Here is a 19705-nt window from a genome sequence, read left to right as displayed (position 1 = left end):
GATATACATTAATATTATCTCCCCCTTAATAGGTAACACTCCCACTCCGTTAGCCTGATCCTAATCACGGCTTAAAACGTTCACAGATAAAGAACATAATGGAGTGAGCCATGTCAGAGAATGCGCAAGGCGGCGGGATCAGCCGCCGCGAACTTGTCAAATCCACCGCCATCGGATCCCTTGCCCTTGCCGCAGGGGGTCTGTCACTACCTTTCGGTTTACGCCCCGCCGCCGCCGCGCTCAAAGATTCGCTACAACCCGGCCCGGATAAAGTGGTGTGGGGCGCCTGTTCGGTTAACTGCGGCAGCCGTTGCGCGCTGCGGCTACACGTGCGGGACGATGAGGTGTACTGGGTCGAAACGGACAATACCGGCGACGATGTCTACGGCAACCATCAGGTACGCGCCTGCCTGCGCGGGCGCTCGATCCGTCGACGCATCAACCATCCCGACCGATTGAATTATCCCATGAAGCGTGTCGGCAAACGGGGCGAAGGCAAGTTCGAACGCATCAGCTGGAATGAGGCGCTGGATCTGCTCACCAACAGCCTGCGCGACGTAGTAGCGAAATACGGCAACGAAGCGGTCTACATTAATTACAGTTCCGGAATTGTCGGCGGTAACATCACCCGCTCCTCGCCTTACGCCTCTCTGGTGGCCCGTCTGATGAACTGCTACGGCGGGTTCCTCAGCCATTACGGCACTTACAGTACGGCGCAAATCGCCTGTGCTATGCCCTACACCTACGGCAGTAACGACGGTAACAGCACCTCCGATATTGAAAACAGCAGGCTGGTGGTGATGTTCGGCAACAACCCGGCGGAAACCCGCATGAGCGGCGGCGGGATCACGTATTACCTGGAACAGGCGCGCAAACGCTCGAATGCGCGCATGATCGTTATCGATCCTCGCTATACCGACACCGCCGCCGGACGAGAGGATGAGTGGATCCCGATCCGCCCGGGTACGGATGCGGCCCTGGTGGCAGGTATCGCCTGGGTCCTGATTAACGAAAACCTCGTCGACCAGCCGTTCCTCGACAAATACTGCGTCGGGTACGATGAAACCACCCTGCCGGAAGGCGCCCCCGCCAACGGTCATTACAAGGCGTACATTCTGGGCCACGGCGAGGACGCCACCGCCAAAACGCCGGAGTGGGCTGCGGCTATCACCGGTATTCCTGCCGACCGCATCATCAAGCTGGCCCGGGAGATCGGCACCGCCAAACCCGCGTATATCTGCCAGGGCTGGGGTCCACAGCGGCAGGCCAACGGCGAGCTGACGTCAAGGGCCATCGCCATGCTGCCGATACTCACCGGCAACGTCGGTATTCACGGCGGCAACAGCGGCGCGCGTGAATCGACTTACACCATCACCATCGAGCGGATGCCGCTGCCGGATAACCCGGTCAAAACGCAGATCTCCTGCTTCAGCTGGACCGATGCCATCGCCCGCGGGCCAGAGATGACTGCCACCCGCGACGGAGTGCGCGGCAAAGAGAAGCTCGACGTGCCGATCAAGTTCATCTGGAACTACGCTGGCAACACCATCATCAACCAGCATTCGGACATCAACAAAACCCACGACATTCTGCAGGACGAAAGCAAATGCGAAATGATTGTGGTGATCGACAACTTCATGACCTCATCGGCGAAATACGCCGACCTGCTTCTGCCCGATTTAATGACCGTCGAACAGGAGGACATCATTCCCAACGATTACGCCGGGAATATGGGCTACCTGATCTTCCTCCAGCCGGTGACCGCGCCGAAATTCGAACGTAAACCCATCTACTGGATCATGAGCGAAGTGGCGAAACGCCTCGGGCCGGACATCCATCAACGCTTTACCGAAGGCCGCACCCAGGCGGAGTGGTTGCAATATCTGTACGCCAAAATGGTGGCAAAAGATCCGCAGCTCCCCTCTTACGAGGCGCTGAAAGAGATGGGTATCTATAAGCGCAAAGATCCCAACGGTCACTTCGTGGCGTATAAGAAATTCCGCGACGATCCCGAGGCCAACCCGCTGAAAACCCCGTCGGGTAAAATCGAAATCTACTCCAGCCGGCTGGCAGAGATTGCCGACAAGTGGGAGCTTCAGGAGGACGAAACCATCAGCCCGCTGCCGGTGTATGCCTCCACCTTCGAAGGCTGGGACTCGGACGATCGCGGCCAGTTTCCGCTCCAGCTGTTCGGCTTTCACTACAAAGCCCGCACCCACTCCAGCTACGGCAACGTGGACGTGCTGCAGGCTGCCTGCCGCCAGGAAGTGTGGCTCAACCCGGTGGATGCCCAGGCTCGCGGGATCAAAAACGGCGATATGGTGCGGGTCTTCAACACCCGCGGCGAAGTGCGCATTGCCGCCAAAGTGACGCCGCGGATCATGCCGGGCGTCAGCGCCATGGGCCAGGGGGCATGGCATCAGGCGGATATGCAGGGCGACCGCGTTGACCACGGCGCCTGCATGAACACCCTGACCACGCACCGTCCGTCGCCGCTGGCGAAGGGCAACCCTCAACACACCAATCTGGTGCAAATCGAGAAGGCGTAAGGAGTAGCCGATGACCACTCAGTATGGATTTTTTATTGATTCCAGCCGCTGCACCGGGTGCAAAACCTGTGAGCTGGCGTGCAAGGATTATAAGGACCTGACCCCGGACGTCAGCTTCCGCCGCATCTACGAGTACGCGGGCGGCGACTGGCAGGAGGACAACGGGGTCTGGCATCAGAACGTGTTTGCCTACTACCTCTCCATCGCCTGCAACCATTGCGAGGATCCGGCCTGCACCAAAGTCTGCCCCAGCGGGGCGATGCACAAGCGCGACGACGGCTTTGTGGTGGTGGACGAAGATGTCTGCATCGGGTGTCGCTACTGCCATATGGCCTGCCCGTACGGCGCCCCGCAGTACAACGCCGCCAAAGGGCATATGACCAAGTGCGACGGCTGCCACGAGCGCGTGGCGGAGGGCCACAAGCCGATCTGCGTCGAATCCTGCCCGCTGCGGGCCCTGGACTTCGGCCCGATTGAGGAGCTGCGTAAGAAACACGGCAAGCTGGCCGCCGTCGCCCCGCTGCCGTCGGCGCACTTCACGAAGCCGAATATCGTCATAAAACCCAATGCCAACAGCCGACCCACGGGTGATACCACCGGCTACCTGGCCAATCCGAAGGAGGTGTGAGATGGGAAACGGATGGCATGAATGGCCGCTGGTTATTTTTACCGTGTTCGGCCAGTGCGTCGCTGGCGCGTTAATCGTCGCGGGCGGAGCCTGGCTTCGCGAGCACGACCCGCGGGTGCGCTATCGACTGGTACGCAGCATGTTCTGGTTGTGGCTGGTGATGGGGGTGGGCTTTGTCGCCTCCGTGCTGCACCTCGGCTCGCCGCTGCGGGCCTTTAACTCGCTCAATCGCGTCGGCGTATCCGGCCTGAGTAACGAAATCGCCAGCGGGGCGCTGTTCTTTGCCGTCGGCGGCTTCTGGTGGTTAGTGGCCGTGCTCGGCAGGATGCCCGCTTTGCTGGGCAGGATCTGGCTGGTGCTGAGCATGGTGCTGGGGCTGGTCTTTGTCTGGGCGATGACCCGCGTGTATCAGATAGACACAGTGCCCACCTGGCATAACGGCTACACCACCCTGAATTTCTTCCTGACGATGCTGCTCGGTGGCCCGCTGTTTGCCGCCCTGCTGGTGCGGATGGCGAAAGCACCGTTTAACACCCGGGCGGCGGCAGGGATCGCTGCTTTGGCGCTGCTGGCAAGCGCGGCGGCGGTGATCCTGCAAAGTGGCGAACTCGGGACGATCCAGAGTTCAGTCCAGCAGGCCAACGCCCTGGTGCCGGATTATGGTTCCCTGCAGGTGTGGCGTATCATACTGCTTGCGGCCGGGCTGGGCTGCTGGCTGTGCGCGCTGGTGCGTCGTAAAACGCCCACTTTACCGGGGCTCACGCTGGGGCTGCTGCTGGTGGTGGCCGGAGAGCTTATTGGCCGCGGCCTCTTCTACGGTCTGCATATGACCGTGGGTATGGCGATTGCCGGATAATCTGTCAGCGCGGGGTAACCCGCGCCGTTCAAGGAATGCAGTAATGAATGAAGGTTTTGCATTTACCGCCCGGGTACTGGGCGCACTGTTTTATTTCGCCCCGGACAGCGAGCAGGCTGCCCCGCTGGTGACGGCCCTGACCCAGGGCGACTGGCAGCAGGACTGGCCGCTGCCGCCCGGGCAGTTAGCCCCCATCGCCGACGCACTGCGCCAGCAGGCCGACGAACCGCTCCCTGATGCCTGGCAGCGGCTGTTTATCGGCCCCTGGGCGCTGCCCGCCCCTCCGTGGGGATCGGTGTGGCTGGATCGTGAATCAGTGCTGTTCGGCGACTCCACCCTGGCGCTGCGCCAGTGGATGCGCGACAACGGCATCGCCTTTGAGATGGCGCAGAACGAACCGGAAGATAGCTTTGGTACCCTGCTGTTGCTGGCCGCCTGGCTGGCAGAAACCGGGCGTGATGCCGAGCGGGATCAGCTCCTGGCCTGGCATCTGTTGCCATGGAGCACCCATTTTCTCGCCGTGTTTGTCGAAAACGCGGGCCACCCGTTCTACCGGGCGCTGGGACAGCTGGCGCAGCTGACGCTGGCCGACTGGCAGTCCACGTTATTGATTCCGGTGGCAGAGAAACCGCTGTACCGTTAATAACATCCCTGGCTTGCTCACTGCTTGTGGGCAAGCCAGGCTCTCCAGCCGCCAAACGCTGTGATATCACGCGCCCCCTTTAGGCCATACTCTTCACAGATAAACCCTGTTAACCAGCGCCCGTCCTCCAGCTCCACTTTCCCCAGCCCCAGCGGCGCCGGGATCCCGGCCAGAAACGATCCCACTTCGGCGTGGGGCAGCTCCCACACCTCAACGGCAAGGGATGCCCCCTGTTCGCGGTCGCGCACCATGCCGGGGCGTTTTCCGTCGGCCAGGGCATACAGCCGATAGTGCGGCGCGCTGCGGGTTGCTTCGCGCAGGGTCGCCCCGCGCTGGCGCAGCTGGTGGTTCAACGCCAGCCCGTCGAGATGCGCCCCGCAGACCACCACCGACAGGCGATCGTGGCTGGCGGTGGTCGCAGGTTCAGCCGTCTGGATCTGACGACCGCCAGGCAGAGCCAGCTGCTGGTGACGTTGTAACGCCCCGGCCAGGCTGAGCAGATACTGATCGGTAAAGGCCCGACCAAACAGCGTCACCCCTGACGGCAGACCATTTGCCATAAACCCTGCGGGTACCGCCACGGCGGCATAGTCCAGCAGGTTCATGAAGTTGGTATAGACCCCCAGCTCGGAATTGCGTTTAACCGGCTCCTCCGCCAGTTCCGCCAGAGTGACCGGGCGCGGATAGGTCGGGGTTAACACACAATCCAGCTCCGCCATGATCCCGTCGCAGAGGGTTTTGAAATGCTGGAGTTTGTACTGGGCATCAAACGCCGCCACCGCGTCGGTGCCGGGAGCTTTGCGCAGCACATCGCGGATCACCGGCAGTACCGCCTCCGGCTGCTGCTCAATCAGTTTCCCGGCAAGATGATAACGCTCCGCCACCCATGGGCCGTCATAGAGCAGCGTTGCCGCCGCTAAAAACGGGGCAAAGTCGATGGTCACCGGGATGCCGCCCAGCGCCACTAACCGGGCTTTTGCAGAGTGAAAGATCGCTTCGCTCTCGGCGCAGCCGAGAAACGCCAGCCGGTCCGGCACGCCAAAGCGGAACCCTTTTTCGGGTGCGCCAAACGCCTGCGACCCGTTCCAGGCCGGGTTAGCCCGGCTGTAGTCGTCCCACGGATCTTTCACCGCCGTCAGCGCCAGCAGCTGGCTGGCCTCGGCGGCGGTGGCGGTAAAGAAGGTCACGCAGTCCAGGGTACGGCATGCCGGGACGACACCCGCCGTGGAGATTAACCCTTTGGTCGCCTTCAGCCCGACCAGGTTATTGAGCGATGCTGGAACGCGCCCGCTTCCGGCGGTGTCGGTACCGAGGGCAAAGCTCGCCAGCCCCAGCGCCACCGCAAGCGACGAACCCGAGCTGGAGCCCCCTGCCGGATAGGCTGCATTAACGCTGTTGCGGCAAATTCCGTAGGGCGAGCGGGTGCCGTTTAAGCCGGTGGCGAACTGATCAAGGTTGGTTTTGCCCAGCGGAACGGCCCCCAGCGCAATCAGCTGCCCGACGAGGGTTGCATTCTGCTCTGCCCGGTAAGCAAACGCCGGGCAGGCGGCGGTGGTGGTAATTCCCGCCAGATCGATATTGTCCTTGATGGCAAAAGGCACGCCATAGAGCGGCAGCGTCTGGGGTGATGCGCCTTCCAGCGCGGACAGGTACGGCTCCAGCTCCTCTGGCGTGAGGAGATAAATAAAGGTATTAAACTCCGGGTTTAACGCCAGCGCTCGCTCCCGCAGGGTAGTAATCACCTCGCGCGGCCTGTAACGGCCCTCGCGGTAAGCCTGCGCCAGCATATCGAGACGTAAATCAAAGGGCTGCATCATGCTGCTTTCTCCAGAACCACCACACACTGACCCGCCCGCACCGAAGAGCCCGGCTGGACGCGCACCTGACTGACCACCCCGTCCTGCGAGGCCAGCAGCGGGATCTCCATCTTCATTGACTCCAGGACCACCAGCACATCACCCTCGCGTACCTGCTGACCGGGTTCGACGTTCACCTGCCACAGATTGCCCGAGACCGGGCTGTCGATGCCGGCCTGTCCCGGCCTGAGCGGGGTATCCTCCCCCTCCTCCGCCAGCACGTCGCTGCTGTCGAAATGCGCCTGGCCGTTAGCGATCCAGCGATCACGCTCGGCGTTAAAGGCCCCCTGCTGGTGGGTGCGAAACGCCTCAATGCCCTGGGCTTCGTCAGCGAGAAACTGCTGATACTCCGCCAGCTTCAGGGTGGTGTGCTCGATGCGCAGCGGATAGCGCCCCAGCGGGAAATCGCGGCGGATGGTGAGCAGCTCGTCAGCAGAGACCGGATAGAAGCGGATCTGGTCGAAGAAGCGCAGCAGCCAGGGCTTGCCGCCAAAATCCTCTACCGCGTGATAGCGACTCCACATCTGTAACGTGCGGCCGACAAACTGATACCCGCCCGGCCCCTCCATGCCGTAAACGCAGAGATACGCCCCACCGATCCCCACCGAGTTCTCCGCCGTCCAGGTGCGCGCCGGGTTGTACTTGGTGGTGACCAGACGATGACGCGGATCCAGCGGCGTCGCCACCGGTGCGCCGAGATAGACATCCCCCAGCCCCATCACCAGATAGCTGGCGTCGAAGACCGTTTTGTAAACGTCGTTCACGTTCGCCAGATCGTTAATGCGGCGGATAAACTCGAGATTGCTCGGACACCAGGGCGCGTCCCGGCGCACGGTGGTCATGTACTTGTCGATGGCCTTCTGGCAGGCCGGATCGTCCCAGGAGAGCGGCAGCCAGACGATGCGCGACGGCACCTCCAGCGAATCCTGCTCGCAGACGCTCTGCCACAATCCCGCGATCGCTTCCAGCAGCGCTGTCAGGTCGAGCGCCTCCGGCTGATAGTGAATTTGCAGGGAGCGAATGCCCGGCGTCAGGTCGATCACGCCGTCCAGCGCCTTCGCCTCCAGAGCCTGCATCAGGGCGTGGGCGCGAAAACGCAGGACCAGATCCAGCTCCGGATCGCCCATCTCCAGCAGCAGATGGGTGTCACCGGAGAGTCGCGCCACCAGACGTTTATCGCCCTGGCCCTGCTCGAGCACCACCGGCGAGGCGATCTCCGCCGGCTGCCAGTCCAGATTTTGCGGATGCAAACTGCGGATCTCAGCCTCCTGCGCCTGCGCCAGGCGTCGGGCGGTGGCGACGTCAACGGGCACAAAGCGCACTCTATCACCCGCTTTCAGCTGCCCGACCGCGTGCAGGTCGGCCTCAATGATGGTGACCGGACAGACAAACCCGCCCAGGCTTGGGCCATCCGGGCCGAGGATCACCGGCATATCGCCGGTAAAATCCACCGCGCCAATGGCATAGGGGTTGTCGTGAATGTTCGACGGATGCAGCCCCGCCTCGCCGCCGCTGTCGCGCACCCACTCGGGTTTAGGGCCGATCAGACGCACGCCGGTGCGGCTGGAGTTGAAATGCACTTCCCAGTCGGTAGTCAGGAAGGTCTGCATATATTCCGGGGTGAAATACTCCGGCGCGCCGTGCGGGCCGTAGATCACCCGCAGTTCGCGGACGGCGTCCAGGGTAGTGCGCAGGGCCTGGGGCAGCGCCTGCTCCGGGCATGGTGAGGTTAACGGCGCAATGTGCAGCACATCCCCGGTACGGAGGGCGCGTCCGGCGTGACCGCCAAACTGCCCGAGGGTAAAGGTGCTTTTGCTGCCGAGGTAATCCGGGACGCTAAACCCGCCGCGCAGGCACAGATAGCTGCGCACGCCGTCGCCCGTGATATCCCCCATCCGCAACGTCATGCCGCTGTGCACACTAAAGACCCGGTTATTCTCCAGCGGCTCGCCGTCCAGCGTGAGGGCGATCTCCGCCCCGGTCACCACCAGTCGGGCGTCGCAGTTGAATTTCAGCGTCGGGCCGCTGAGGGTGATCTCCAGCGCTGCGGCGCGGTCATCGTTGCCCAGCAGGCGGTTGCCGAGACGCAGAGCCCGGCTGTCCATCGGTCCGGAAGGAGGTACGCCGACCGCCCAGTAGCCGATGCGCCCGGGATAATCCTGCACCGTGGTTTGCGTTCCGGGGCTGAGCACCTCCAGGGTAGAGGCCTGATAAGCCAGCCCTTCCAGGCAGCGGGTCCAGGGCTCGCCGCTGGCAAAGGGGGTAAAGGTTAAAATCTGCTGCAGGTAGCTGCGGTTAGTCTCCACCCCGTACAGGCGGGTGTCGCCCAGGGCGGCGTGCAGGGCATTGATGGCCGCATCGCGCGTGGGCTGCCAGGCGATGATTTTCGCCAGCATCGGATCAAAAAACGGTGGTACCTCGCAGCCGGACTCTACCCAGCTGTCGATGCGCAGGGTGCGGCGGTCATCCGCCGGGAATACCACCTCGGTGAGCAGGCCCGGCGAAGGCTGGAACTGACGGCCCGGATCCTCGGCATAAACCCGCGCCTGAACGGCATGGCCCGCAGGGGTCAGGCTTGCGCGCAGTTCCGCCAGCGCAGGTAAGGTTCCGGCGGCCAGTTCAATCATCCAGCGCACCAGATCCACGCCCCACACCTGCTCGGTGACGCCGTGCTCCACCTGCAAACGGGTATTCACCTCGAGGAAGTAGAACCGGGCGGCATCGCTGTCGTAGACAAACTCCACGGTACCCGCGCTGCGGTAGTTAACCGCTTTGCCCAGCTTGATGGCCGCCGCACAGAGCGCGTCCGCCATTCCGTCCGGCAGGTTGGGCGCGGGGGTCTCCTCCAGCACCTTCTGGTTCCGTCGCTGCACCGAGCAGTCGCGGACGCCGAGAGCGATCACCTCCCCCTTACCGTCACCAAACAGCTGGACTTCGAGATGACGCGCCCGCTCGATGTACTTCTCAATAAAGACGCCCGCATCGCTGAAGTTATTTTTCCCCAGCCGCACGACGGCGTCGAAGGCATCAAAAAGTTCCGCGTCGGTATAGCAGACGCGCATGCCGATCCCGCCCCCGCCCGCGGTGCTCTTCAGCATCACCGGGTAGCCGACCTGCTCTGCCGCGCGCAGGGCCTCATTCACGTCCGCCAGCAGTTCGGTGCCCTCCAGCATCGGCACGCCCTGGGCTTTTGCCAGCGCCCGGGCGGTGTGTTTCAGGCCAAACAGGCGCAGCTGCTCCGGCGTAGGGCCGACGAAGGCGATACCCGCAGCTTCGCAGGCTTCGGCAAAGGCGGCGTTCTCGGATAAAAAGCCGTAGCCCGGATGAATGGCCTGGGCACCGCTGGCTTTCGCCGCGGCGATAATTTTGTCGCTGACCAGATAGGTGTTCGCCGCCGGGCCGTCGCCCAGGCTCAGGGCTTCGTCGGCCTCGCGAATGTGCAGGCTGCTGATATCCGCCTCGGAATAGACCGCCACGCCGCCGATATTCATGGCGCGCAGCGTGCGCAGGATGCGGCAGGCAATCGCCCCGCGGTTGGCAATCAGGAGTTTCGTCAACATAGTTCAGACTCAATCGTGGCGGGTCGTCCCGCCGAAAATTGGCTCACCGCATGGTCGTCCACGGGGAAAAAAGATTTACGGCAGGATCCGTCCGGCGCGCACTTCAAACAGGCGGTAGAGCATCTGGCGCAGGCGCTGCCAGCGATTTGGCGTCAGTTCCATATCAGCACCTCCGCCGGGGTTGGGTTCCAGCCATTACAGGGGTTGTTGAGCTGCGGGCAGTTGGAGATCAGCACGATGACGTTGCACTCCGCGCGCAGCTCAACGTATTTCCCCGGGGCGGAGATGCCGTCGGCAAAGGTCAGCCCGCCCTGGGGCGTTACCGGTACGTTCATAAAGAAGTTGATGTTGGCCCCGATATCGCGCTTTTGCAGGCGGCCATCGTGCAGACAGGCGCAGAGGAAGTTGTCCCGGCAGCTGTGCATATGGCGTTTGTCGAGGGCATAGCGCACGGTGTTGCTCTCCTGGGCGCAGGCCCCGCCGAGGGTGTCGTGACGTCCGCAGGTGTCGGCCACGATGGTCAGCAGCGGATTGCCGAGGTTGGAGTACAGCACGCTGCCGCTGGTCAGATACGCATTGTTCTGACGGCGCAGGGTGCGCTGGGCGTCGTAGCGCTCCCGTGGGTTATCGGCGCTATAGAACAGGGTATCCACCGCCTGATTCCCCTCCAGATCCAGCAGGCGCAGGGTCTGGCCCTTTTTCACTTCAAACAGGTAAGGCTCGCCCGCCGGGATCACGTGGCGGAAGGTCGCCTCCTGAGGCTGTTTTTCGCTGATAATGGTCATCTTGCGGCTCCTTACAGGGCGAAAAGTTGGGTGTTGGTGATGGCGCGGCCATTTTCCGGGCGCGTGAGGAGTGCGTTAATGGCGCCCTCCTCGTCCTCTGCCTGCCGCCAGCTGAGCTGCACCGGGCGCGGGGCATACTCGCTGGAGGGGTCCATCGGGTGTTGCAGGGCGGTCATCACCATCAGAGTGTCCATGGGGGCATACAGCTCAACGTAGCTCCCGGGTTGGGAACGATCGCGGTGGAAGCTGAACCGACCGCTGTCATCTACGGTCACTTTGCTGAAGAAGTTGACCACCATCAGCAGATCTTCGAGGTTGAGATCCCATTTGCCCATCTCCACCAGCAGGTTGTCGGTACCGTTGCGGAAGAAGCCGTTGCGCAGCTCCTGATAGCGTCCCTGACCGTATTTTTCCGTCACTTCGGCGGCATTGAGCACGCCGCCAAAGGGATCGTGCCAGCCGCTGGTATCGGCGGTAATGCCTGCCAGCACCCGGCCCATATCGGAGTAAAAGCAGTGCCCGGCGGTCAGGCGCGCGGTGTGCTGGCCTTTCAGGGTATCCGGCAGGTTCAGGCGCTCGCTCTTTTCATGGGGGTTGAGCATCATCAGGCTGACGTTGGCCCCGCCGTCGAGGTCGGTCATGCGCAGGATCTGTCCGCGCTTAAGTACAAACGAGAGGTGGCCGCCGCCCGGCAGGATCTCTTCACGTAAAGTCGTATTCATAGCGTTAACCCCTTAAGGCATAAACGTTGTCGGGAGTCGAACCGCTCAGGGCCGAAAGCCGTGTCTCGTTGAGCGGAATGTCGTAAGTGATGCGCGCACCAAAGGCGTTCGGGGCCTGCGGATCGAGGCGCACCTTGTCGAACACCAGCAGACGGGTGCCGAGGTTGAAGCCTTCGGAGAGATCGTGGGTGACCATAAACACCGTCATGCGGGTTTCGCCCCACAGCTGTAACAGCAGCGCATGCATGTCTTTACGGATCCCCGGATCCAGCGCGCCAAAGGGCTCGTCCAGCAGCAGGACGCGAGGCTGCATGATAAAGGCCTGGGCGATGGCCAGGCGCTGCTGCATCCCGCCGGAGAGCTGGGCGGGATATTTGTGCAGGGCATGGCCGAGGCCGACCTTGTCCAGCATCTGCGCGGCCTGCTCACGTGCGGCGCGTTTTTTCGCGCCAAACAGCCGCCCAAACAGCGGGGATTGCGGCAGTTCAAGACCGATCGCCACGTTATCCAGCACGCTGAGGTGCGGAAAGACCGAGTAGCGCTGGAACACCACGCCCCGGCGGCTGTCCGGCTCGGCGGTGAGCGGTTTGCCGTCCAGGGTGATGGAGCCCCGACTCGGCCTCTCCTGGCCGAGCAGCAGACGCAGAAAAGTCGATTTCCCGCAGCCGGACGCCCCGACCATCGAGCAGAACTCGCCCTCGTTGATCTGTAAATTCAGACGCTCCAGCACCACATGGTCGCCGTACTCCTGCCAGATATTGTTGATGGTGATAAAACTCATGCTTTCCCTCCTTCTGCCCACGGGAAACAGCGCTTGTGCAGCTGGCGCAGCGCCAGGTCCATCAGCCACGCCAGCAGAGTGATCCACAGGACATAGGGGATAATCACGTCCATCGCCATATAGCGGCGGACAAGGAAAATGCGATACCCCAGCCCGGCGGTGGAGGAGATCGCCTCCGCCGAAATCAGGAACAACCAGGCTGAGCCCAGCAGCAGGCGCAGCGAGGTCAGCAGGCGCGACAGCAGCTGCGGCAGCACCACCCGCAGCACCAGCGTCCAGCTGTTTGCCCCCAGGGTCTGGGCTTTGATCAGGATCTCCGGCGGGATTTCGCAGGCGCGGTGCTCCAGATCCCGGGCCAGCATCGGGGTGATGCCGATAACGATCAGCATGATTTTTGACAGTTCATCGAGGCCGAAGACGATAAAGAGCACCGGTAAAATTGCCAGAGGTGGCACCATCGACAGCACCGTCATCAGCGGTGAAAGGGACGCCCGCCACAGGGGAAACACCCCGGCGGTGACGCCGACACACAGGCCGATCAGCGAGGCGATCGAAAGCCCCACCAGCAGACGGGCCAGGCTCACCAGGGTGTCGACCCAGAACAGGTACTCGCCGCTGCGTTTATCCGGGGTAAAGGCCATCCGCGAGATCGCATCCAGCATCTGTTGCAGGCCCGGGAGCAGCTTGTCCTGGGGGTTGGCCTCAAGCCGCACCGCCGAGCCAAAAAAGTATGCGGCCAGCAGCAGGACAAAGGGCAGCATAACCAGCATCAGCCGCATGCCCGCAGTGGGATGACGATTTATGTGTCGCATGGAGACTCCGTCACTCATCACAGCTGGCCAGCGGCGGCCATTTTCACGAAGCTGTCGTCAAAGCGCAGTTTGACGTTGTTGGCATCGCCCTGGGTCACGTTGCCCGGGAAGCTCATGCCGATAAAATCGGCGCTCTGCGCCCCATCGCCGAGCAGCCCTTTATCGAAGGAGAACGCCGCCACGCGCTGCATGGTTTTCGCCAGATCCGGCGAGGTGACAAAGGCGATGTTGTCCTGTGGGGTGTAGAACAGGTGGGTGGTTTTCAGCTGCGCCTGATAGCCGGTGAGATCGGTACCGGAGGCCGCCGCCATCGCGTTCAGGGCATTAGCGTCCTGGGCTTTCATCAACCCCATCATCTCGTACCACGCCCCGGTCAGCGCTTTGCCCAGCGCCGGGTTATCCTTCAGGGTTTCGCTGTTGACCACCATCATGTCGATCAGCTCGCCCGGCACCTGCGAGGAGCTGAACACCTCGGTGGTTTTCGGCGTGCCTTTGATGACCGAGAGCTGCGGGTTCCAGGCCACGGCAGCCTGCACGTTTGCCGTGTTGAAGGCCGAGACGATATCTGCATCCGAGGTGTTCACCACGGTGACGTCTTTTTCCGCCAGCCCCGCTTTCTCCAGCCCGCGCACCAGCAGGTAATGGGAAACGGACAGCTCTGGCAGGTAGATTTTCATGCCTTTCAGATCGGTGAGGGTTTTGCCCTCGCCCTTCATCACCACACCGTCGTTGCCTTCGGAGTAGCTGCCGAGGATCAGCGCCGTGGTATCTACACCGCCCGCCGCCGGGATGGTCAGCGCGTCCATGTTGGTCATGGTGCAGCCGTCAAACTGGCCGGCGGTGTACTGATTGATGGATTCGATGTAGTCGTTGAGCTGCACAACATTGATTTTTATGCCGTACTTGTCGGCCCATTTATCGATGATTTTGTCGGTGCTGATGGTGCCCCAGGGCATCCAGCCGGCGTAGAGGGTCCAGCAGACGTTGAACTCTTTTTTGACGGCAGCAAAAGTGGGGAGACTGACCAGCATCGCCAGCGACAGTACAAGAGAGCGGAGTAATGGCGTTTTCTTCATGCTTGACCTCTGAGTGGCACAAAATAAGGGGGCAGCGCGACACCGTCTGGTGCTGCTGTCTCCCGGGCTTTTGTCCCGCCGTGTAACCTCTCAGAGGTCGCCAGCTCTTGGACCAGCCATTCACCGCAGTGAACCGGAACCCTAGCCAGCTATTTTCAAATTGTGTGGTGCTGCCCTTTCGCGTTTATCTCTGCAAGGGGTGTGCCAGGAATTTTTTATGGGGATTATCAGGGGGTTGGTAATTTACAGGGGTGGGATCTCACCGTTTTGGTGAGGGAGTGCGGGGTGGGTGCACTGTAGTGGTGCCCAGGAGGGGCCCAGGAGTAAAAGGGAAATCCTGGTGCAGAAACGTGCGCCCACCGAACAACCTGGTTACTTACTTTCTGCCTTGCCGGGTTGCATCGTCATCTGCTGGGCAGACTTAAGGTGCTGCTCAACCACCGGCGTATGCGCGTCGGCCAGGGCCTTCACATCCGGGTCCTTGATATTTTTGGCGTCACTCTGCAGCTTCGACAGCACCATCTGATGATCTTTGGTGCCGGCGTTTTCCATATACATCTTGTCAAATGCATCGCCGCTCTCTTTTTCCAGCTTGTCGGCCATGGCCTTATGCATGGCGTCCGGCTCAGTTGGCAATGTTACGCCCTTCTGCTGGGCGACCGCCTGGACTTTGGTCAGGGCAGAGCCGTGGTCATCGACCATCTTCTGCGCGAAGGCTTTAACTTCGCTGCTCTCGGCCTTACTGAGCGCAATCTTCGCGGCGGCAACTTCATTAATATTGGCCTGCGCCATGTCCTTCAACGCTTTTTCATCGCCGGAGTTGAGTTTGGCCATCGATCCGGTCTGGCCTACGGCGCTACTCTGAGCGGCGCTTGACGACGTCTGGGCCTGCACGCCGACAGTGCAGAACATCGCTGCTACTGCCGATACGGCTAGCAGCGCTTTCAAGGTTTTACGCTTTTGCATTTTGTTCTCCTGATGGTCATGGATTAGGTTGTGTCAGGTATTTAACCGCACGTCGCCTCCTGGATAAGTGATAACCGCAATTGTCAGTATAGTGGAACATTCTCCTCGCTCATGTTTCGGCGGAAGTCTTTCCCGGTATTACGCCGTGGCGCAGTGAGTTTTCTTTCACGCCTTTCCCGCACCCCCAATAAACCCCATTAAAATCATGCCATTATAGAAACATTTTTTAACATTACCTGTTTACTTTGTAATGATTATTCATATCATCTTGATAATCACTATCACCTGACCGGGTGATGTTCTTGCGGTAAGGGGCATTCATGCCACCGACACCTCGAAAAATCAGGACGATCATAATAATGAAACCGCGTTACTCCTGGGCTTTAAACCCTTGTTTATTGATGATGCTAGCCGCTAATGCCTCAGCAGAAGGACAAAAAGAAGAGTCGCTGGTGGTCTCCGCCAGCCGTACAAACCACTCTATTACCGACATGGCGCAGACCACCTGGGTCATTGAGCAGGCTGATATTGAGCAGCAGGTTCAGGGAGGCAAAGAGCTTAAAGAGGTGCTGGCGCAGCTGATTCCCGGAATGGATGTCAGCAGCCAGGGACGTACCAACTACGGTATGAACATGCGTGGCCGTTCAATGATGGTGATGGTCGACGGCGTGCGTTTAAACTCCTCGCGCAGCGACAGCCGCCAGCTGGACTCCATCGATCCGTTCAATATCTCCCGCATTGAAGTCATCTCCGGGGCGACCTCCCTCTACGGCGGCGGCAGTACCGGGGGCTTAATCAATATCGTCACCAAAAAGGGCCAGCCGGAAACGGAAGTCGAGTTTCAGACCGGCCTGAAAACGGGCTTCAACAGCCATAACGATAATGACGAGAACATCGCGGCGGCGGTCAGCGGCGGCAACGACAACGCCTCAGGGCGACTGTCAGTGGCGTATCAGCGCTTTGGCGGCTGGTACGACGGCAACGGCGACGAAGTGATCATTGATAACACCCAGACCGGTTTGCAATACTCTGACCGCCTGGACGTGATGGGCACCGGCACGCTGAATATTGACGATCATCAGCAGTTGCAGCTCACCACGCAGTATTACAAAAGCGAATCCGACGGTAAGCACGGCCTTTATCTTGGCGAGAACTTCTCGGCAGTAACGGGCGCCGGCAATGCATACAACAAAAATAACCTCGACTCCGATCGTATTCCTGGCACCGAACGCCACCTGATCAACCTGCAATATTCGAACACCGATTTCTGGGGCCAGGATCTGCTCGCGCAAATTTATTACCGCGATGAAAGCCTGACGTACTACCCCTTCCCTACGCTTTCAGGCGGCCGGGTCACCAGCATTGGCGCTTCGCAGCAAAAAACCGATTTCTACGGCGGCAAGCTGACCCTCAACAGCAAACCGCTGGATGCGCTGACGCTGACATGGGGTGTGGATGCCGAACATGAAACCTTCGACGCCAATCAGCAATTTTTCGACCTCAGCAAAGCGGCGGCCAGCGGCGGCATGAAGCTGGATAATGCGTATAACGTGGGACGCTATCCGGGCTACAGCATCACCAACCTCGCCCCCTTCCTGCAATCGAGCTACGACTTCTCCGCTATCACCCTGAGCGGCGGCGTGCGCTATCAGTACACGGAAAACAAGGTCGATGACTTTGTGGGTTACGCCCAGCAACAGGCTATCGCCACGGGGAGAGCCACCTCGGCAGACGCGGTCCCGGGCGGGAAAACCGACTACAACAACCTGCTGTTTAACGCCGGCATTCTGGGTCATCTGACCGAACGCCAGCAGCTGTGGTTTAACTTCTCTCAGGGCTTTGAGATCCCGGATCTGGCGAAATACTACGGCTCCGGCACCTATCAGCTGGTAAACGGCCATTATCGCCTGGTCAACAGCGTTAACGTTAACGACTCAAAACTCGACGGGATTAAAGTTGATGCTTACGAGCTGGGCTGGCGCTACACCGGGGATAACCTGCGCACGCAGATTGCCGGTTACTATTCGCTCTCTGACAAAACCATCAACATTAACAAAAGCGACATGACCATTAACGTCGAAGATGACGAGCGTCGCATCTACGGTGTTGAAGGCCAGGTGGATTATTTCTTCACCGACAGCGAGTGGAGCACGGGCGCAAACTTCAACGTCATCAAATCGGAAACCCGCGTCGACGGGAAATGGGAAAAGCTGACGGTAGACAGCGCCAGCCCGTCCAAGATGAGCGCATGGGTCAGCTGGGCGCCGGGCGACTGGACCTTGCGTCTGCAAAGTACGCAGACGTTTGATTTGTCTGATGAAGCCGGGAAGCAGATTGATGGCTATAACACCGCTGACTTCATAGGCAGTTACCTTCTGCCGGTGGGCAAGCTGAGCTTCAGCGTGGAAAACCTGCTGGATGAAGACTACACCACCGCATGGGGACAGCGCGCACCGGGGCTCTACAGCCCAACCTACGGTGCTGAGAACCTCTATACCTACAAAGGACGCGGTCGTACCTTTGGCCTGAACTACTCGGTCTTGTTCTGATCGTCACTTCTGCCGCCTGCATAGCGGGCGGCAGTTGACAGATGTCATTGCCCCGGTAAGAATGCTGTACATTAAAACAGTATTTGAGGGGATGTGTGATGTTCGTTGAACTGGTTTATGACAAAAGAAATGTGGCGGGGCTTCCGGGTGCAAGAGAAATCATCCTGGCTGAACTGACCACCCGAGTGCACCGGATCTTTCCGGATGCCGAGGTGAAGGTGAAGCCGATGCAGGCCAACGGCCTGAATAGCGATGCCAGCAAAAGCGATCGGGAAAAGCTGAACCGCATGCTGGAAGAGATGTTTGACGAGGCCGATATGTGGCTGGTTGCGGAGTGAGGTTTAAAGGTCCGGAGACCGCTTCCTTTTGAGGTTTACGCGTTAACATCAACCAGCGCCTGTAAACCAGAACGCCTGAAAAAGGTTCTGCTCGTTCATTCATAGAGCCGAACCTGGGTCCATAGAGTGCCAGAAGCGGCATTTTCCAGATCGGTTTATTTCAGTCAATATGCAACTCACAACCATCCGACGCTCTGTCGCCATTTATGATTGGAAATTTTATCATTTTCTATTATTTTTTTAGCAATAGAGCGTGGTTCTCTTCCAAGGTATTCAGATATTTCTGTTGGGGACATATCAAAATCGACTAGCATGACTCTGAGTTTTTCCATCTCCTTTAAAGTCCAGGGTTTGCCAAAGTTTTTATAAAGAGAAACCTTATGTTCCCGAATCGCTCGTCTACTCTGAGCTTCCCTTACTCTTTGAAAAATTTCATCTTTAAGTTGCAAAAAGAATTCTTTACTAATGTTGCCATCAATCCCTTTAGTGTTCAAATTACTAAAAACAAGTTGAGATGCCAGGTCTACATCGGGGGAATCAATAATAAAATCTTTAATCTTTTCTAAATAAGGGTATTCAATTTTGCCTAAGATACTTATAGATTTAAGATTAAAAAAACCCCTTAAATCAAAAGCCCTGACGAGCTTTGTCTGAATAACGCTTTCAATTCTGGATGCGTTTGAATAACAATATCTGGCCATTGGAAGGGCCCACACTTTCAGTTGAGGGAGATATTTTTCAGATGCAATGCCCTCCCACGCGGCATCAAAAGTTTGGCTTTTAGCTAATAAATTTTTAGGAGAATCAGAGGGCACTGTCGTAGATGCCCAAATTTTATAATCCTTCGCCAAAGATTGATAGTATTTCGTATGGTTGTGAATTTTGTAAGCTGACATAAAACGATATACGTCGTCATCGTGGCCTGCATTGTAAATTGTTCGGTTTCCTCTCAGGTAACCTTCATAATGTTCATTTATCCTTCTCCCAACATTACAACTCACCCCAACATAAACAACGCGATTAAAAAGCCCCTGGTGAACGATAAGGTAAACTCCGCTACAGCCAGACATTCTGGCCTCTGATATAGAACCTAAAAATCTCCACTGCATTTTAAAATCCATATTTATGCTAAAGTTTTTATGTATCATCATTTGATAGATATATCAACACCTTAAGTTAAACCTTGCGAAATCCCATCTCCTTGCGCAGTTATATTGATAACGCCAGGTGATTATTTATGAACTATCGTTACTCGTTCAAATCAGCCGCTCTTAAAGGTTTTCCATATAATAAAACGCTTTCATTAACTCATCTTCTGTAAGCGGTGATACCAAACTTGCCCCCGTATCTTTCTCAACTTTCATCAATAGCTCACTGCGGGTTATTCCCAGTCTATTCGCAACGTGGTTAACGCAACTCCGTGCATGTGACGCCCTGTGCGCAAGGAGACCATCACTATCTAAAACCTTTCTTCTTGATGACGAATGGGACATTGATTGCTCCTTTAGTCGAAATGACGCCCATACAGGCATTATGCGATTAAAAAGTAACTATTGGTTTGTACCGTCAGGCGGATGTAAAAAA

At 58.9% G+C, this 19705-nt stretch carries 15 protein-coding genes and 1 riboswitch; of the genes, 6 read left to right on the top strand and 9 right to left on the bottom strand.

Features of this window, described 5'->3' with window-relative positions:
• Positions 1–110: 110 nt before the first annotated feature.
• From ynfE to dmsD, 4 genes are read left to right on the top strand one after another with little or no spacing between them, the layout of a single operon-like run.
• A complete protein-coding gene (gene ynfE / locus ES815_RS19865) occupies positions 111–2549 on the top strand; it encodes a selenate/tellurate reductase subunit YnfE (protein WP_142489350.1) in 2439 nt (812 codons plus the stop codon).
• Between the two features lie 10 nt (positions 2550–2559).
• The gene (locus ES815_RS19860; protein WP_142489349.1) at positions 2560–3177 is read left to right on the top strand and encodes a DMSO/selenate family reductase complex B subunit; all 618 of its coding nucleotides are present in this window, start codon (positions 2560–2562) and stop codon (positions 3175–3177) included.
• 1 nt (position 3178) lies between these two features.
• Positions 3179–4033, top strand: a complete 855-nt coding sequence (locus ES815_RS19855) for a dimethyl sulfoxide reductase anchor subunit family protein (protein WP_142489348.1) — start codon at positions 3179–3181, stop codon at positions 4031–4033.
• A gap of 43 nt (positions 4034–4076) precedes the next feature.
• Complete coding sequence (gene dmsD, locus ES815_RS19850) at positions 4077–4676, top strand: Tat proofreading chaperone DmsD (protein ID WP_142489347.1); 600 nt, start codon at positions 4077–4079, stop codon at positions 4674–4676.
• Positions 4677–4693: 17 nt separating this feature from the next.
• Here the strand turns inward: dmsD and atzF are convergent, their stop codons facing one another.
• From atzF to ES815_RS19810, 8 genes are all read right to left on the bottom strand, one after another.
• The gene (gene atzF / locus ES815_RS19845; protein WP_142489346.1) at positions 4694–6493 is read right to left on the bottom strand and encodes an allophanate hydrolase; all 1800 of its coding nucleotides are present in this window, start codon (positions 6491–6493) and stop codon (positions 4694–4696) included.
• Positions 6490–10092 carry an urea carboxylase gene (gene uca / locus ES815_RS19840; RefSeq protein ID WP_142489345.1) on the bottom strand — a complete coding sequence of 1201 codons (3603 nt, stop codon included), beginning with the start codon at positions 10090–10092 and terminating at the stop codon, positions 6490–6492. Before uca ends, atzF begins: the two co-directional genes overlap by 4 nt.
• A gap of 152 nt (positions 10093–10244) precedes the next feature.
• Positions 10245–10877: an urea amidolyase associated protein UAAP2 gene (locus ES815_RS19835; protein WP_142489344.1), complete on the bottom strand. Its 633-nt coding sequence runs from the start codon at positions 10875–10877 to the stop codon at positions 10245–10247.
• An 11-nt stretch (positions 10878–10888) separates the two neighbouring features.
• Positions 10889–11599 (bottom strand): urea amidolyase associated protein UAAP1, encoded by a 711-nt coding sequence (locus tag ES815_RS19830; RefSeq protein ID WP_142489343.1) that lies wholly within the window; start codon positions 11597–11599, stop codon positions 10889–10891.
• A gap of 4 nt (positions 11600–11603) precedes the next feature.
• Positions 11604–12380, bottom strand: a complete 777-nt coding sequence (locus ES815_RS19825) for an ABC transporter ATP-binding protein (protein WP_142489342.1) — start codon at positions 12378–12380, stop codon at positions 11604–11606.
• Positions 12377–13192, bottom strand: a complete 816-nt coding sequence (locus tag ES815_RS19820) for an ABC transporter permease (protein ID WP_142489341.1) — start codon at positions 13190–13192, stop codon at positions 12377–12379. Before ES815_RS19820 ends, ES815_RS19825 begins: the two co-directional genes overlap by 4 nt.
• A 17-nt stretch (positions 13193–13209) precedes the next feature.
• On the bottom strand, positions 13210–14268 hold the full coding sequence (locus ES815_RS19815; RefSeq protein WP_142489340.1) for a putative urea ABC transporter substrate-binding protein: 1059 nt from the start codon (positions 14266–14268) through the stop codon (positions 13210–13212).
• A gap of 57 nt (positions 14269–14325) precedes the next feature.
• Positions 14326–14424, bottom strand: a riboswitch (guanidine-I (ykkC/yxkD leader).
• Positions 14425–14640: 216 nt separating this feature from the next.
• Entirely contained in the window at positions 14641–15234 is a 594-nt protein-coding gene (locus ES815_RS19810) for a DUF4142 domain-containing protein (RefSeq protein WP_142489339.1), read from the bottom strand.
• A gap of 359 nt (positions 15235–15593) precedes the next feature.
• Here ES815_RS19810 and ES815_RS19805 point away from each other — a divergent pair, with 359 nt between their 5' ends.
• Positions 15594–17783 (top strand): TonB-dependent siderophore receptor, encoded by a 2190-nt coding sequence (locus ES815_RS19805; protein WP_142489338.1) that lies wholly within the window; start codon positions 15594–15596, stop codon positions 17781–17783.
• A gap of 98 nt (positions 17784–17881) precedes the next feature.
• A complete protein-coding gene (locus tag ES815_RS19800; protein WP_106993802.1) occupies positions 17882–18121 on the top strand; it encodes a DinI family protein in 240 nt (79 codons plus the stop codon).
• Between the two features lie 176 nt (positions 18122–18297).
• Here the strand turns inward: ES815_RS19800 and ES815_RS19795 are convergent, their stop codons facing one another.
• Positions 18298–19242 (bottom strand): GIY-YIG nuclease family protein, encoded by a 945-nt coding sequence (locus tag ES815_RS19795; RefSeq protein ID WP_142490090.1) that lies wholly within the window; start codon positions 19240–19242, stop codon positions 18298–18300.
• Positions 19243–19705 lie beyond the last annotated feature (463 nt).

The organism is Leclercia adecarboxylata (assembly GCF_006874705.1).
In the GTDB taxonomy this organism is placed as follows: domain Bacteria; phylum Pseudomonadota; class Gammaproteobacteria; order Enterobacterales; family Enterobacteriaceae; genus Enterobacter; species Enterobacter adecarboxylatus_C.
The sequence above is the reverse complement of the archived record's forward strand: the minus strand, read 5'-3'. Positions and strand labels throughout refer to the sequence as shown.